Raw genomic sequence first — 14,826 nt, 5'->3', positions numbered from 1 at the left:
CTTTACTCCTTGTCGCGATTATCGATAACACGAACTGCTTTTCCTTGCGAGCGCTCCACTTGTCCCGGATCGCCTACAATAACCTCGGTCGAAACACCAACCATATCCTTGATATGCTTTGTCAGCATACGCGCAGAAGCGGTTTTCGACAAACTGTCAGCGGCGTCCGGCGTTGCCTCTGCATAGACCCGCATCGCATCCATCCGACCCGCTTTATACAACTCGATCTGGAAGTATGGAGCCAAGCCACCTGTGGCCATAACCTGTTCTTCGATTTGCGTCGGGAACACGTTCACACCACGCAGAATGATCATGTCATCTGAACGGCCGGTAATTTTTTCCATTCGACGCATGGAGCGCGCTGATCCCGGCAACAACCGTGTCAGGTCACGTGTCCGATACCGGATCATCGGCAAGCCTTCTTTGGTGAGCGTTGTGAACACCAGCTCGCCCTGTTCGCCATCTTCGACCACTTCCCCTGTGGCAGGGTTGATGATTTCTGGATAGAAGTGGTCTTCCCAAACATGCAGACCGTCTTTGGTTTCGACACATTCGTTGGCCACACCAGGACCCATAATTTCGGAGAGACCGTAAATATCAACAGCGTGCATATCAAACGCGGCTTCGACTTCTAGACGCATGGCGTTTGTCCACGGCTCTGCACCAAACACACCCACAGAAAGAGAGGATTCCCGCGGGTCCAATCCGGCTTTGTGGAACCCTTCGAGGATATTAAGCATGTAGGATGGCGTCACCATAATCCCGTCTGGCTTAAAGTCTTGGATCAAGCCAACCTGCTTCTCGGTTTGGCCGCCGCCCATCGGGACAACCGTCGCGCCGAGGCGCTCGATCCCATAGTGCGCACCAAGGCCACCCGTAAACAGACCATACCCATAGGCATTGTGCACCGTGTTGCCGGCACGCAGACCCGAGGCACGCAAAGACCGCGCCAAGACATCCGCCCAAACATCGATATCGTTCTTCGTATATCCAACAACCGTTGGCTTGCCTGTCGTGCCCGAAGACGCGTGCAAACGAATAATCTGTTCTTTTGGCACCGCAAACAAGCCAAAGGGATAATTGTCCCGAAGGTCGTTTTTATAGGTAAACGGAAATTTCGCCAAATCCGCGAGCGTCTTGAGGTCATCAGGATGCACGCCAGCATCGTCAAACCGTTGTTTATACATTGGTACATTGTCATATGCATGGCGCACTGACCACTTGAGACGTTCAAGTTGGAGGCCGCGAATTTCGTCGATTGATGCAATTTCAATCGGGTCTAGATCGGCCTTGTTCGGAGTTAGGTCCTTCATGGTGTCCTCCTCGACACTTTATTCTTCGAAATGCTGTCCCTTGACCATGCGCGAGATACCTCGAAACTCAGCGATGATCGTTCCGTCTTGGTTGGTGACCTTGACATCATAGATGCCGCTGCGACCGGTCACTGAAACCTCTTGCGCCGACGCCGTCAGGCGGTCGCCCAATTTGCCCGGCGCCAAAAAACTGGTCATTGTATGTTGCCCAACGACGGATTGATTGCGGCTGTTGCAAGCAAACGCAAAAGCACTGTCGGCCAGCATAAATGTGACGCCGCCGTGGCAGATGTCATGCCCGTTTGTATGCTCTTTGCGCACCGTCAATTGAAGCTCGGCCACGCCTTCATCGACGCGGATCAATTCCATGCCGGCCCATTTGGACGCATCATCATTGGCCCACATGGACGCCGCAGATTTCTCGGCGCGCTCCTTAGGCGAGAGGCTCATGCCTTTTTGCCCGAATAGTTCGGCTTACGCTTTTGTAGAAAGGCCGAAACACCCTCTGCATAATCGGGGCTTTCGCCGCACGTCTTTTGTGACAACGCTTCGAGCGTCAGTTGCTCATCGAACGAATTGGTGCCCGCTGCCTGAATTGCCATTTTGGTCAGACCAAGCCCCACAGTCGGACCGCTTGCAAATTTTTCTGCCATCGCCCGTGCGGTAGACATCAGATCAGCATCCGGTACGGCCTTCCAGATCATACCCCAGTCTGCAGCTTGCGGTGCAAGGACCGGCTCGGCTGTCAATGCCAGCGCCTTGGCGCGGGCTTCGCCCAACAAACGGGTCAATGACCATGTTCCACCTGCGTCAGGCACAAGTCCGACATTGGCAAATGACTGGATGAACTTGGCGCTTTCTGCTGCCAAAACGATATCACAGCACAATGCGATGTTCGCACCCGCACCCGCCGCCACACCGTTCACCGCGCAGATGACAGGCATTTCCAACGAGCGAATCAACTTAACCAATGGCGCATAAAACGTATTGATCGTCACACTCAGATCAGGCGGACCATCCATTTTTGACGGGTCGCGATCCCCCAAATCCTGCCCTGCGCAAAACCCGCGGCCAGAACCGGTCAACAAAACAGCACGCGCGCCATTATCGCGCGCGGCTTCAAGCTCGGCCCGTAGTGCGAGATGCATCTCATCGTTGAAGGAATTTAGGCGATCTGGGCGATTGAGTGTTATTTCAACCCATTCACCATGATTTTGCGCAAGAATCGTATCACTCATGACGACCTCAATTGTCAATAATTTCACCCTCCATCTTGCATAAACCGAACGGTTGGTCAATAAAAGACCTGAAGAATGATTCTTTTGATGCGCAGTTCTTAGGCAACTTATTGCAACAAGCGCATGAGAAACGTTGAAGTTTGGATGATTTTACATTCTGGTGGAGGAAGAGTGAAAAATTTTTGCCAACCATTTGTACATCTGCACCACGGCGGTTTGCCGTGTTTTTGCACGTGGCCAAATGTTGAACGTCGATTGCCGCAGGCTCCACGACAAGACATGCTTCATTATCCGACTGCGTGTTCAACTTCTGCTGAACATCGAAAATCTGACTCGAAACGCGTTGATGGTTACAAATATAACCATTAACACAGCAATCAATTGCCAATTTAGGGAGGACCTCATGGCTAAATTCTCGAAACTCACCTCACTTCTAGCGGGGGCCGCACTGGCTCTGTCCGGAACTGCGGTATTCGCGGCTGACCACACGTTGACAATCTCAAGCTGGGCTCCGCCCACTCACGGGATCAATGCCAAGATGTGGCCCAAGTTTGTCGAAATGGTCGAAGAAGCCACTGACGGCAAGGTAACCGCAGAACTTAAGCTGGGCATTGCGCCGCCTCCAGCACAGATGGATCTGGTCATGGATGGTGCGGCTGACGCATCTATCATTTTCCACGGTTATCAGCCTGGTCGTTTTGTGACGACAAAAATGATCGAACTCCCCGGCTATGAAGGTTCTGCCGAAGCCGCTTCTGTCGCTTACTGGCGCGCCTACGAGGCTTTCCTGAGCCAAGCAAACGAGCACCGCGGCGTTAAGCTGATTGCCCTGCACACGCACGGTCCAGCACAATTGCACTCTTCCAAAGCTGTGACCGAATTGGGTCAGGTTTCTGGTATGAAAGTACGCATCCCTGGTGGTGTAGGTGGTGACGTTGGCGCAGCTTTGGGCGCAACTGGTATCGCTGTTCCTGCCCCTAAGGTTTATGAAACTCTTGCGTCGAACGCAGCCGACGGTGTTGTTATGCCGATGGAATCGCGCAAAGGCTTCAAGCTGACCGAAGTTGCACAAAATGTGTATGAAGTGCCCGGTGGCCTTTATCGCGGATCGTTTGCATTCATCATGAGCGAAGACGCATTTGCTGATCTGCCTGCTGACCTGCAAGCTGCCTTGGACGAAAAAGTCTTTGGTGAACCACTGAGCCGTGAAATCGGCAAAATCTGGGACGAAATCGACGGCATCGGTCGCGACGCAACTCTGGCAACAGACGGCAACGCGATTAACGCTGCAAGCGCCGCTGATCTGGAGAAATTCAACGCGATTGCTGCAGACGTCCGCACCAAGGTGATTGCAGAAGTGACTGCCGCTGGCATCGATGGCCAAGCTGCATACGACCTGATCACAAAAGAGATGGCAGCGAACTAAATCCTGTCTTTCCCGGCGGCGAAATCCGCCGGGACTTTTCACCCTCCCCCACTTGAAGAAAGGGCTGCCCGATGGCTTCGCTCCTTCACATGTTTCGCAGACTAAGCACCATTCCGGTTCTTGTGGCCTCTGCGGCACTATTTATTCTTATGGTGATGACGTTTTGCGACGTGATCCTACGGTCAATCTTTAACGCGCCAATCGAGGCCGCGACTGAGTTGACCAGAATCTTGATGGCCATTCTTGTGTTTGCCGTGCTGCCCGTCGTGTCGGCACGCAATGATCACATTGCTGTCGACTTGACCGATGGGTTTTTCGCACGACTACGTCTGTCTCATATTCGAGATGGCCTTGTGTTCATCTGTTCGGGCGTCATGCTTTTCTGGCCCATTCAACGTGTTTGGATTTTGGCGGAACGCAACCGTGATTATGGCGACGTCACCGAATACCTCGGAATTCCACAGTTCTATATTGGCTGGTTCATCACCGTTTTCGCTGGCATCGCCGCGATCGCAATGGTTGTCACTGGCCTTCTACATCTTTTCGCACGTCACTTACTTACGGAGCACCGCTCATGACCGCCGCGCTTATTGGTTTTGCCATTGTCCTTGTGCTGGTGCTCGTGCGCCTGCCCATCGTGTTTGCAATGGGGCTCGTTGGAACGTTGGGGTATGCGTATCAACGTGGCGGGTCCATCCTTGATGAACGCGGCCTGAAAGCGGCGATGTCGATGGTTGGACGCCAGATCACAGATACCGCGCAGGACTATGGCCTGTCTGTCGTGCCACTCTTCATCCTGATGGGACTTTTTGTAAACAAAGGTGGCATGGCCAAGGAACTGTACGCTGTGTCGAACGCATTCCTCGGCCACATGCGTGGCGGGATCGCGATGGCGACGGTCGCCGCATGTGGTGGCTTTTCTGCGATTTGCGGATCTTCTTTGGCCACAGCAGCCACCATGTCCAAGGTCGCAATGCCGGAAATGCGCCGCTATGGGTATTCTGACGAACTGTCCACAGCATCGATTGCGGCTGGTGGGACACTTGGTATCTTGATCCCACCGTCTGTGATTTTGGTGATCTATGGATTGCTCACCGAAACATCTATCGGCAAGCTGTTCATGGCGGGCATCATCCCTGGCGTCTTGGGAATTCTGTTTTACCTCGGCGCGGTACGCTACACTGTCTGGCGCAATCCGGATTCAGGGCCTGCGGGTGAACGTGCGGGTTGGGGTGAACGTATTGGTGCGCTCAAATCTGTCTGGGCAGTTCTGTTGCTGTTTTTCCTTGTGATTGGCGGATTGTATGGCGCATTTGACTTTGCGCCTCTGAACCTGACTTTCTCCCCAACAGAAGCCGCTGGCATGGGTGCAATGGGGGCCTTCCTGATTGCGCTTTCGCGCGGCGGGTTGACGATTAAGTCGACACTTGAGGTCCTCAAAGAAACCACTTTCACCGCAGCAGCGCTGTTCTCTGTCCTGATCGGGGCTCAGATTTTCTCGAACTTCATCAACCTAGCCGGCCTGCCCGAAGCTTTGATTGCCTTGGTCACAGGATACGACGTGCCAAACTTTGTCGTAATCCTTATGATTTTGGGTATCTATGTGATTTTGGGGTGCGTGTTTGAATCGCTTTCGATGCTTCTTTTGACGGTTCCGATCTTCTTCCCACTCGTCACGTCGCTGGGCTATGATCCAATCTGGTTTGGTATCGTGGTGGTCGTTGTGACCGAGATCAGCCTGATTACACCTCCGGTCGGATTAAACGTGTTCATCCTCAAAGGGGTCGTTGGCGATGTCTCGACTGCAACCATCTTTCGCGGTGTCACGCCATTCTGGATTGCGGACATCTTCCGATTGGCCCTGATCGTGTTGATCCCGTGGATCGTACTGGTATTGCCAGAACAAATGGGGGCGATGGGCCACTGATGTTTGACCTCACACACCTTCCGGACGGGTTCCATCAGAACCCATATCCACATTACAAGTGGTTGCGCGAAGAGGCTCCGGCCTGCGTGCAGCCGGACGGAAGTGTGATTGTGTCGCGATATGTCGATCTTGATCGGATTTATCGCGACACGGCGACCTATATTTCTGACAAAAAGGCTGTGTTTGGCCCCAAATACGGAGAGAACTCTCCGCTTTTTGAACACCATACAAATTCTTTGGTGTTCAATGATCCGCCCCTGCACACGCGCGTGCGCAAGGTCATGGTGGGTGCAATGAACCCCAGAGCGCTTGCGCAGATGGAACCCGGCTTAGAACTGCTTGTCAGCAAACTTCTGGATGACATGGCAGGCCTTGCCGAGGTCGAACTGATCGATGCGTTCGCAGGCGCGATTCCTATCGAGGTCATCGGAAATCTGTTGGGCATTCCGCGTGATGAACGCGAGCCACTGCGCGATTGGTCGCTGGCCATCTTGGGCGCTCTGGAACCACAACTGACGCCCGAACAAGAAGCATTGGGCAATCAATCTGTCACGGACTTCAAAGCATACTTGCGTACCATTATTGAGGACAGGCGGGCAAACCCCGGCGATCCGAATACGGATGTATTAACGCGGCTGATCCACACCGAGGGTGACTCACTCACCGAGGTGGAGCTGTATCAGAACTGTATTTTCATCCTAAATGCAGGGCATGAAACCACAACAAACCTGATCGGAAATTCTCTGGCTCTGCTAGATCAGCACCGTGATAAACGCGATGAGATTCTTCAGAACCCCAGCCTGATCAACACCGCGGTTGATGAATTTTTGCGTCTGGAAAGCCCAAACCAATTTGGGAATCGCCTGACCACCAAAGACATCGAGCTGTATGGAGTGCACGTACCAGCAGGAACGGATTTGCACCTGTGCATGGGGGCTGCAAACCGCGACCCGGCACAGTTCAAAGACCCTGATGACATGCAATTGGATCGCCGCCCGAACAAGCATTTGGCATTCGCTGGCGGCGCACATACCTGTGTCGGGCTGACTTTGGCGCGCCTCGAAGGGCGTATTGCCGTGAGCCGCTTTCTTGAACGCTACCCAAACTACGAGCTGACCTCTGGCGCCCTAAGCGGCGGGCGCGTGCGTTTTCGCGGATTCGCCCGATTACCTGCAAAACTGGCTTAAGGCCCATCGCTTTTTCGGGACGCTGTGCCAGTGATTCAGCATCACTAAAAAATAAATTGACCGATCGTTCGGTTAAATAATATACTCAATGCCAAGGGCCCCTTTTTCAGAGGGTCGAGACATCAATATATCTCGCGCGTATGTGAAAGTGCAGATTGCATCCGAAAAGGAAGACGCCATGACGGTTCAACAGATTTCTAGCTTCGCCGCAGGTGAATGGCTTGCCCCCGGTGAAGGCGCACGCAACATTGCCTCGGCCATTACTGGCGACGTCATTGCCACGGCTGGCAACAATGCTCTTGATGCGCAGGCCATGCTTGACTACGCGCGAAACGTTGGCGGCCCAGCTTTGCGCGCCCTGACGTTCCACGAGCGCGCCAAGATGATCAAAGCCGTCGCGATGCATCTGGATAAGCACAAACAGGCACTCTATGACCTGTCGTTTGAAACTGGCGCGACCCAGTCGGACCACATGATCGACATCGACGGTGGTGTCGGAACCATGTTTGTATTTGCCTCCAAAGGCCGCCGCGAGATGCCCGACGGCCACGTCTATCTTGATGGCGACGTCGAACAACTCTCGCGTCATGGCACATTCTTGGGCCAACACATCTGCACACCCTTGCAAGGCGCTGCGATCCACATCAACGCCTTCAACTTCCCTGTTTGGGGCATGTTGGAAAAATTCGCGCCGACACTCTTGGCAGGCGTGCCATCCATCGTAAAACCCGCCACAAATTCCTGCTATGTGACCGAGCTGGCCGTCAAAATCATGCTCGATAGCGGGATATTGCCAGAGGGCGCACTTCAGCTTGTCTCTGGCGGTCTGGGTGACATGCTCGATCGTTTGACCATGCAAGACGTGGTCAGCTTTACAGGCTCTGCCGACACGGCGATGAAGCTGCGGTCAAATCCTGTGATCGTCGAAAACTCTGTCCGGTTCGTGGCAGAACAAGACTCGCTCAATGCGTCCATTCTTGGACCTGACGCCGCTGTTGGCACCCCAGAGTTTGACCTGTTCATCAAGGAAGTTCACCGCGAGATGACCACCAAAGCCGGTCAGAAATGTACAGCGGTGCGTCGTATCTTTGCACCAGACGCCACCGTCCCCGCCGTCATCGAAGCCCTCTCCGCCCGCCTAGACAAAACCGTCATTGGCGACCCACGTCTAGAAGGCACAAGAATGGGCGCATTGGTGTCCAATGGGCAAAAGCGGGACGTCTTAGAAAAGGCTGCGATTCTCGCAACCGAAGCGACACGTGTATATGGTGACCCAGACAACTTTGAAGTGGTCGGGGCCGACGGCGACAAAGGTGCCTTCCTGCCGCCAATGTTGTTCCATTGCGCCAACCCGGACACAGCGCAACGTGTGCATGACACCGAAGCTTTTGGTCCTGTATCAACCATCATGGGGTACCGCGATATCGACCACGCCATCGAATTGGTCAAAAAGGGCCAAGGCTCGCTTGTGGCGTCGGTCATCACGCATGACTCGGCCATTGCCCGTCAGGTGGCAATTGGCGCAGGCGCGTACCACGGTCGACTTTACTTTAACAACCGCGATTCAATGAAGGAATCAACCGGTCACGGGTCCCCCCTGCCCCACATGGTTCACGGCGGCCCCGGTCGCGCAGGTGGCGGCGAGGAAATGGGCGGCGTTCGCGGTGTAAAACACTATATGCAACGCACCGCCATTCAGGGGTCTCCCGACATCCTGACCGCCATCGGCGAACAATGGGTTCCTGGCGCAACCGAGATCAAAGGCCCTGCGCATCCGTTCACGCGCAAATACGGCGAACTGTCCATCGGTGAAACGATGCATACTGATCCACGCGTTGTCACGCTGGAAGACATTGAGCATTTCGCAAACTTCACAGGCGATACCTTCTATGCACACATGGATAACGAAGCCGCGGAGCGGAATCCGTTCTTCCCCGGTCGTGTCGCGCATGGGTATCTGTTGCTGTCATTCGCGGCCGGTCTGTTTGTGGAACCAAACGAAGGTCCCGTACTTGCCAACACCGGATTGGACAATCTCCGGTTTATGAAGCCGGTCTCGGCGGGTGACACAATCAAGGTGCGCCTAAGCGTCAAGAAAAAGACCCAGCGCAATGACGAATATGGTGAAGTCCGCTGGCACGTCACCTTGACCAACCAAGACGATGATTTGGTCGCCGAGTACGAACTGTTGACGATGAACGCCTACTAAAGTTTTTCAACTCAGGGGGCGCCATAAACTTGCGCCCCCTGAAACCTATATGTTTCACAATAAGTGAATACGGCAGATTACAGTAACGGATGGTATTCCCTGAAGGTTTTTTGTACTGTTGAAAGATGGCACAAGAATTATCTCAATGGTTTCAGGACACTATTGCTACGCTTACGTATAACCGCAACCAACGGGTGTGGTCGATAATCGTCACAATTTTCGGTGATCTGGCACGAAATCCCCAAGACAAAATAAGTGGGGCAGTCCTATCGCGCGTCACAGAACCTATGGGAATTCGGCCCGAAGCCCTGCGCGTCGCTCTACATCGGCTTCGCAACGACGGCTGGCTTATTAGCGAGAAGTCCGGCCGTTCAAGCCTATATCAACTATCGGAATTTGGCCGCGCGCAAAGCAATGCGGCATCTAAACGGATTTATGCCCAATTTGTGCCTGAACCAGACACTTGGCATGTTATCGTGTTGGCCCCCGCAAACAGTACCACACGCACCAAGCTTGAAGCGTCTTATACAGAAAATGGGTATCTTCTTGTAACATCAGGCGTTTTACTTGGGGATGGACCTGCGCCATGTGACCTTGGTGATGTATTCGCTCTGACGGGGTCAACACCAACTGTGCCAGATTGGCTGCGTAACCGTATTGGTTCAGCCGACATGGCCCGATCTTATGCCGACCTAGAGATCGCATTGGATCAGATCGACGGGTCTTTGGGGCACCCTGCGGATGCGACCCCCACTCAACTCGCGGCTCTACGCACTGTCATCGTGCACAACTGGCGCAAAGCGCTTTTCGCACATCCTGATTTACCCGACAGCTTTTTTCCAGATGGCTGGCGTGGATTGGCGTGTCGGCGCAAGGTTGCAAAAATACTAGACAGCCTTGAGCGACCCTCACTGCAAGACCTGCATAAAGATTTGCCGACTAAGTAGAAGTAGCTTGGTCTAGGTTTCGAGTTCGGTCAAATCGTTCAGCAAATCAATCAGCATCTCGTGACGCTCATCACCCAACTGATTGCGCAGGTCACGCAGAATGCCTCGGCTTGTTTCCATATTGGCCGCTATCAGCGCGCGACCGGCTGGCGATACTTCAATGATCTGGCGGCGGCGATCGGACTCGTCCCGCGCGCGTGTCACGAGTTCTTTTTCTTCAAGCTTTTGCAGAATTCGCGTTAAACTCGGAAGCAACAAAACAGCACGCTCGGCGATCGTTGTCGGATCAAGAGCCCCATCTTCATCAAGCACACGCAACACGCGCCATTGCTGCTCGGTCACGCCCGCATCCGCCAACATGCCTCTGACAGGCCCCATCACCGCTTCGCGCGCACGTAGCAATGCAATTGGTAACGATCGGGATGTGGACAGTTTATGAGAGCGAGAAGTCATTTGACAATAATGCAACGTTTCCCCTCCGAGAGCAATGTCATTTCACATGTAAACTATTGCCACGATTGCAATAGTGACGACACAGCCCACCACATGTGGACCCAAAATCATGCGCCAAATCAAGGCCACGGACGTCAACGGTTCTGACCCTTACGAAATGCCCCCAGAACGGACCGCGTAAACTCACCTACGTATTTCCACCAAGTTGACCAAATTTCCCCCGAACTCTTACACTCGACCCTATCAAGAGTGCCCTGCGCACCGATGTATTGAAGATGATTTCATTCAGGGAGGAATGAGAGATGAAACGCACTTTCGCGTTAGGGTTGGTATCATCTCTGGCTTTGGCCAGTGCCGCGATGGCCGACATTAAGATTGCTCACGTCTATGGTAAAACGGGCCCGTTCGAGGCCTATGCAAAACAATCCCATGACGGTTTGATGCTGGGACTAGAGTACGCCACCGGCGGTACGATGGAGATCAACGGCGAGAAAATCGTCGTGATCGAAAAAGACACACAGCTTAAGCCAGAAAACGGCAAAGCGCTTCTGGAAGAGGCATATGGCGATGACGAGGTCGACCTTGCTGTCGGACCTGTGAGCTCTGGTGTGGCTCTGGCGATGCTGCCCGTTGCAGAAGAATTCGAAAAAGTTTTGATCGTCGAACCAGCGGTTGCTGATTCAATCACGGGATCAAACTGGAACCGGTACATTTTCCGCACATCGCGCAATTCATCCCAAGACGCGGTTGCGAACGCCATCGCCCTATCCGGTGAAAACGTACACATCGCGACACTTGCTCAGGATTATGCCTTTGGGCGTGACGGAATCGCCGCCTTTAAAGAGGCGTTGGACGGCACCGGCACCAATATCGCGCACGAAGAATACGCACCAACCGACACCACGGACTTCACCGCGGCGGCCGAGCGTATTTTCAACGCTATGAAAGATCTGGACGGTGAAAAGAAACTGTTCATCATCTGGGCTGGTGGCGGCAATCCAATGGGCAAGATCAACGCAATGGACCCAAGCCGTTTTGGCATCGAAATTGCCACAGGCGGTAACATCCTTGCGGCTATGAAGGCCTATAAAGACTTCCCCGGAATGGAAGGCGCGACCTACTACTACTATGAAAACCCCAACAACGAAGTGAACGATTGGTTGGTGAAAACCCACCAAGAACGCTTTGACAGCCCTCCTGATTTCTTTACCGCAGGTGGCATGGCAAACGGTATCGCTGTTGTAGAGGCCATCAAAAAGGCCGGTGGCACCGACACCGAAGATTTGATTGCCGCTATGGAAGGCATGGAATGGGAAACTCCCAAGGGGACAATGCAATTCCGTGCAGAAGACCATCAGGCCCTTCAGTCCATGTATCACTTTAAGATCAAAGTGGTGGATGGCGTAGAATGGGGTGTGCCAGAGCTGGTGCGCGAGCTGAAGATCGACGATCTTCCAATCCCAATCCGCAATCAATAATTTAAACGACATTTAGGCCCGGCGGTATTGTTGGCCGCCGGGCCTGTTCTATTCCCCAAAGGGAACCCAGTGACATGTCACATCCAATTCTAAAAACCCAAGATCTAACCGTGCGCTTTGGTGGGCACGTGGCCGTAGACCATATTTCGTGCACCTTTAACGCAGGCGAATTGACCGCAATTGTCGGCCCAAACGGTGCAGGTAAAACGACCTATTTCAACCTGATTTCGGGGCAAATCCCATCAAGTGAAGGCAGCGTCGCATTGAACGACCGTGATATCACACGGATGTCGGTTGCCCAGCGCACGCATCTTGGGATCGGCCGCGCCTTTCAGTTGACCAACCTGTTTCCCAACCTCAGCGTGCTGGAAAACATTCGCCTTGTAATTCAGTCCAAAGCCGGTCGCGGGTTCAACATGTTTTCGATGGCCACAAGCCACGACGATCTGACGCGCCCTGCTATGGAAGTTGTCGAGCGCGTTCGCCTTGCGGATCAGGCAGATCAGGTCGTCGCAGAGCTGTCGCATGGCAATCAACGCAAGCTTGAGGTTGCCCTTTTGATCGCGCTTGATCCGCTGGTGTACATGTTTGACGAGCCAACCGCAGGCATGAGCGTCGACGAAGCCCCTGTGGTTCTGGATTTGATCGCTGAGCTTAAGCACCGCAAAGACCGATCCATATTGCTGGTCGAACACAAGATGGACGTCATCCGCACCCTCGCGGATCGCATTATCGTTTTGCACAACGGCGCATTGGCCGCTGACGGTGACCCGGCAACGGTTATGGCATCTGACGTTGTCCAAGAGGCCTATATGGGCAAGGAGCTTGAAGATGTCTGACAACATACTTTCCCTAGAAGGCGTTCGCACCAATATCGCGCAATATCACATTCTTCAGGGTGTCGACCTGAACGTGCCTCGCGGTGCGGTGACCATGCTCTTGGGGCGCAACGGTGTTGGCAAGACCACGACACTGCGCACTATCATCGGGCATTGGCGCGCTCATGAAGGGCGCATTCTGTTCAACGGTGAAGACATCACCAAGCTGCCCACCCCGGCAATTGCACGTTTGGGCGTCGGGTTCGTGCCCGAAGATATGGGCATATTCGCGGACCTCAGCGTCGAGGAAAACATGATCCTCGCAGCCGTTTCCGGTCCCATCGACAGCGCCCGTTTAGAATGGTTGTTTTCGGTCTTTCCAGCGCTCAAAACGTTCTGGAAATCAGACGCGGGCACATTGTCTGGCGGACAGAAACAGATGCTTTCTATTGCGCGCGCCATGATCGAAGAGCGCAAACTGTATCTTATCGACGAACCCACCAAAGGCCTTGCACCCGCGATCATCTCGACCATGGCGCGCGCGCTGCGAGAGCTCAAAGAACAAGGCGCGTCAATTCTTCTTGTCGAGCAAAATTTCGCGGTCGCAAAAGCCCTTGGGGACACTGCAAACGTCATGGATGACGGTCGTTTGGTCTGGGATGGAGACATGAAGACTCTCGCGACAGATGCAGACCTCCAAGAGCGCCTGATGGGCCTAAGTATGGAAACCCACTGATGCGCATAGTTGACATGACACCGAACCGAACACTCAAAACTTTACCTCAAGGGGGCTGGATATGACAGCTGCACCCAAGCACGCACCAAAAATGGCGCAGATGACGATTGCCCAGCGATTGTCCCCCTACGCCCCTGTTATTCTTGTGGTTTTGCTCATGCTCTTTGGGCTTGTTGCAATTCCAAGCACCTCAAGCTGGCTGACGCTCACGGTGTCAGGGCTGGCGATGGGGATGATGATTTTCATCATGGCCTCTGGGCTGACTCTGGTATTCGGCCTGATGGATGTGATCAACTTTGGGCACGGCGCCTTTGTTTCGGTGGGGGCATTTGTCGGGGTAAGCTTCCTGCTCTTGCTTGAAAACATGACGGGCGCGTCCTCGCTGGCTCTCAACCTGACGGCAATGATGGTCGCAATCTTTGGCGCGATGGCCGCAACCGGCTTGATGGGATGGGCCTTTGAAAAAGTCATCGTCAAACCGGTTTATGGCCACCACCTAAAACAAATATTGGTCACAATGGGCGGCCTGATCGTGGTTGAACAATTGATCATCGTCCTGTGGGGCCCCGAAGAAATTTACATCACGCGCCCCGAGGCCCTGAAAGGCGCCATCACATTCTTCGGCGCCGCCATCGAGAAATATCGCTTGGTTGCCGTCGGCATTGGATTGGTCGTGTTTCTCGCGATGCGGTGGGTTTTACAGCGCACCAAAGTGGGCCTGATCGTGCGCGCTGGTGTGGAAAATGGTGAAATGGTCGAAGCCTTGGGCTATCGCCTGCGTCTGGTTTTTGTCGGCGTCTTCATCGCAGGATCCGCGTTGGCTGGACTGGGCGGTGTGCTCTGGGGGCTGTACCAAGAAGTGATCACAGCCCACATGGGTAACCAATCTATGATCTTGATTTTTATCGTGGTCATCATTGGGGGCCTCGGCAGCGTCGAAGGATGTTTCATCGGCGCATTGCTGGTGGGTTTGCTGCAGAACTATGTGGCCTTCCTTGAGCCAAAAGTCGCGCTGATTTCCAATATCGGTTTGATGGTCGCAATTCTGATGTGGCGACCGCAAGGCATGATCCCTGTTGTGAAGGCGAAGTAAG

General features: G+C 53.7%; 14 protein-coding genes. 10 read left to right on the top strand and 4 right to left on the bottom strand.

What is annotated here, in order from left to right:
• Positions 1-2: 2 nt before the first annotated feature.
• Genes paaK through paaG form a run of 3 tightly spaced genes read right to left on the bottom strand, consistent with a single transcriptional unit; the run spans position 3 to position 2,551 of the window.
• Complete coding sequence (gene paaK, locus FAP39_RS02280; RefSeq protein ID WP_138014758.1) at positions 3-1,313, bottom strand: phenylacetate--CoA ligase PaaK; 1,311 nt, start codon at positions 1,311-1,313, stop codon at positions 3-5.
• An 18-nt stretch (positions 1,314-1,331) separates the two neighbouring features.
• On the bottom strand, positions 1,332-1,763 hold the full coding sequence (gene paaI / locus FAP39_RS02275; RefSeq protein ID WP_138014757.1) for a hydroxyphenylacetyl-CoA thioesterase PaaI: 432 nt from the start codon (positions 1,761-1,763) through the stop codon (positions 1,332-1,334).
• Entirely contained in the window at positions 1,760-2,551 is a 792-nt protein-coding gene (gene paaG, locus FAP39_RS02270; protein WP_138014756.1) for a 2-(1,2-epoxy-1,2-dihydrophenyl)acetyl-CoA isomerase PaaG, read from the bottom strand. Before paaG ends, paaI begins: the two co-directional genes overlap by 4 nt.
• Before the next feature lie 403 nt (positions 2,552-2,954).
• Between paaG and FAP39_RS02265 the strand changes: the two genes are divergently transcribed.
• The 6 genes from FAP39_RS02265 (at position 2,955) to FAP39_RS02240 (ending at position 10,247) form a co-directional block, all read left to right on the top strand.
• The gene (locus tag FAP39_RS02265; RefSeq protein WP_138014755.1) at positions 2,955-3,977 is read left to right on the top strand and encodes a TRAP transporter substrate-binding protein; all 1,023 of its coding nucleotides are present in this window, start codon (positions 2,955-2,957) and stop codon (positions 3,975-3,977) included.
• A gap of 71 nt (positions 3,978-4,048) precedes the next feature.
• Entirely contained in the window at positions 4,049-4,555 is a 507-nt protein-coding gene (locus tag FAP39_RS02260; RefSeq protein WP_138014754.1) for a TRAP transporter small permease, read from the top strand.
• The gene (locus FAP39_RS02255) at positions 4,552-5,904 is read left to right on the top strand and encodes a TRAP transporter large permease (protein ID WP_138014753.1); all 1,353 of its coding nucleotides are present in this window, start codon (positions 4,552-4,554) and stop codon (positions 5,902-5,904) included. Before FAP39_RS02260 ends, FAP39_RS02255 begins: the two co-directional genes overlap by 4 nt.
• Complete coding sequence (locus FAP39_RS02250) at positions 5,904-7,091, top strand: cytochrome P450 (RefSeq protein WP_138014752.1); 1,188 nt, start codon at positions 5,904-5,906, stop codon at positions 7,089-7,091. Before FAP39_RS02255 ends, FAP39_RS02250 begins: the two co-directional genes overlap by 1 nt.
• A gap of 178 nt (positions 7,092-7,269) precedes the next feature.
• Positions 7,270-9,300, top strand: a complete 2,031-nt coding sequence (paaZ, locus tag FAP39_RS02245; RefSeq protein WP_138014751.1) for a phenylacetic acid degradation bifunctional protein PaaZ — start codon at positions 7,270-7,272, stop codon at positions 9,298-9,300.
• A 125-nt stretch (positions 9,301-9,425) separates the two neighbouring features.
• Positions 9,426-10,247, top strand: coding sequence for a PaaX family transcriptional regulator C-terminal domain-containing protein (locus FAP39_RS02240; RefSeq protein ID WP_138014750.1), 822 nt, complete (start codon positions 9,426-9,428; stop codon positions 10,245-10,247).
• A 12-nt stretch (positions 10,248-10,259) separates the two neighbouring features.
• Here the strand turns inward: FAP39_RS02240 and hpaR are convergent, their stop codons facing one another.
• Positions 10,260-10,700 carry a homoprotocatechuate degradation operon regulator HpaR gene (hpaR, locus tag FAP39_RS02235; RefSeq protein WP_138014749.1) on the bottom strand — a complete coding sequence of 147 codons (441 nt, stop codon included), beginning with the start codon at positions 10,698-10,700 and terminating at the stop codon, positions 10,260-10,262.
• A gap of 302 nt (positions 10,701-11,002) precedes the next feature.
• Between hpaR and FAP39_RS02230 the strand changes: the two genes are divergently transcribed.
• The 4 genes from FAP39_RS02230 to FAP39_RS02215 all read left to right on the top strand — a co-directional run bounded on the left by FAP39_RS02230 (position 11,003) and on the right by FAP39_RS02215 (position 14,825).
• A complete protein-coding gene (locus FAP39_RS02230) occupies positions 11,003-12,178 on the top strand; it encodes a substrate-binding domain-containing protein (protein WP_138014748.1) in 1,176 nt (391 codons plus the stop codon).
• A 74-nt stretch (positions 12,179-12,252) separates the two neighbouring features.
• The gene (locus FAP39_RS02225) at positions 12,253-13,017 is read left to right on the top strand and encodes an ABC transporter ATP-binding protein (RefSeq protein ID WP_138014747.1); all 765 of its coding nucleotides are present in this window, start codon (positions 12,253-12,255) and stop codon (positions 13,015-13,017) included.
• Positions 13,010-13,732, top strand: coding sequence for an ABC transporter ATP-binding protein (locus FAP39_RS02220; RefSeq protein WP_138014746.1), 723 nt, complete (start codon positions 13,010-13,012; stop codon positions 13,730-13,732). The genes FAP39_RS02225 and FAP39_RS02220 overlap by 8 nt, the downstream gene beginning before the upstream one ends.
• Positions 13,733-13,793: 61 nt before the next feature.
• Positions 13,794-14,825, top strand: a complete 1,032-nt coding sequence (locus FAP39_RS02215) for a branched-chain amino acid ABC transporter permease (RefSeq protein ID WP_138014745.1) — start codon at positions 13,794-13,796, stop codon at positions 14,823-14,825.
• The last annotated feature ends 1 nt before the right edge of the window (position 14,826 follow it).

Source organism: Shimia litoralis (assembly GCF_005518135.1).
Classification (GTDB): Bacteria; Pseudomonadota; Alphaproteobacteria; order Rhodobacterales; family Rhodobacteraceae; genus Shimia_E; species Shimia_E litoralis.
Note: the sequence above shows the minus strand (reverse complement) of the source record. Positions and strands in the feature narration are given on the sequence as shown.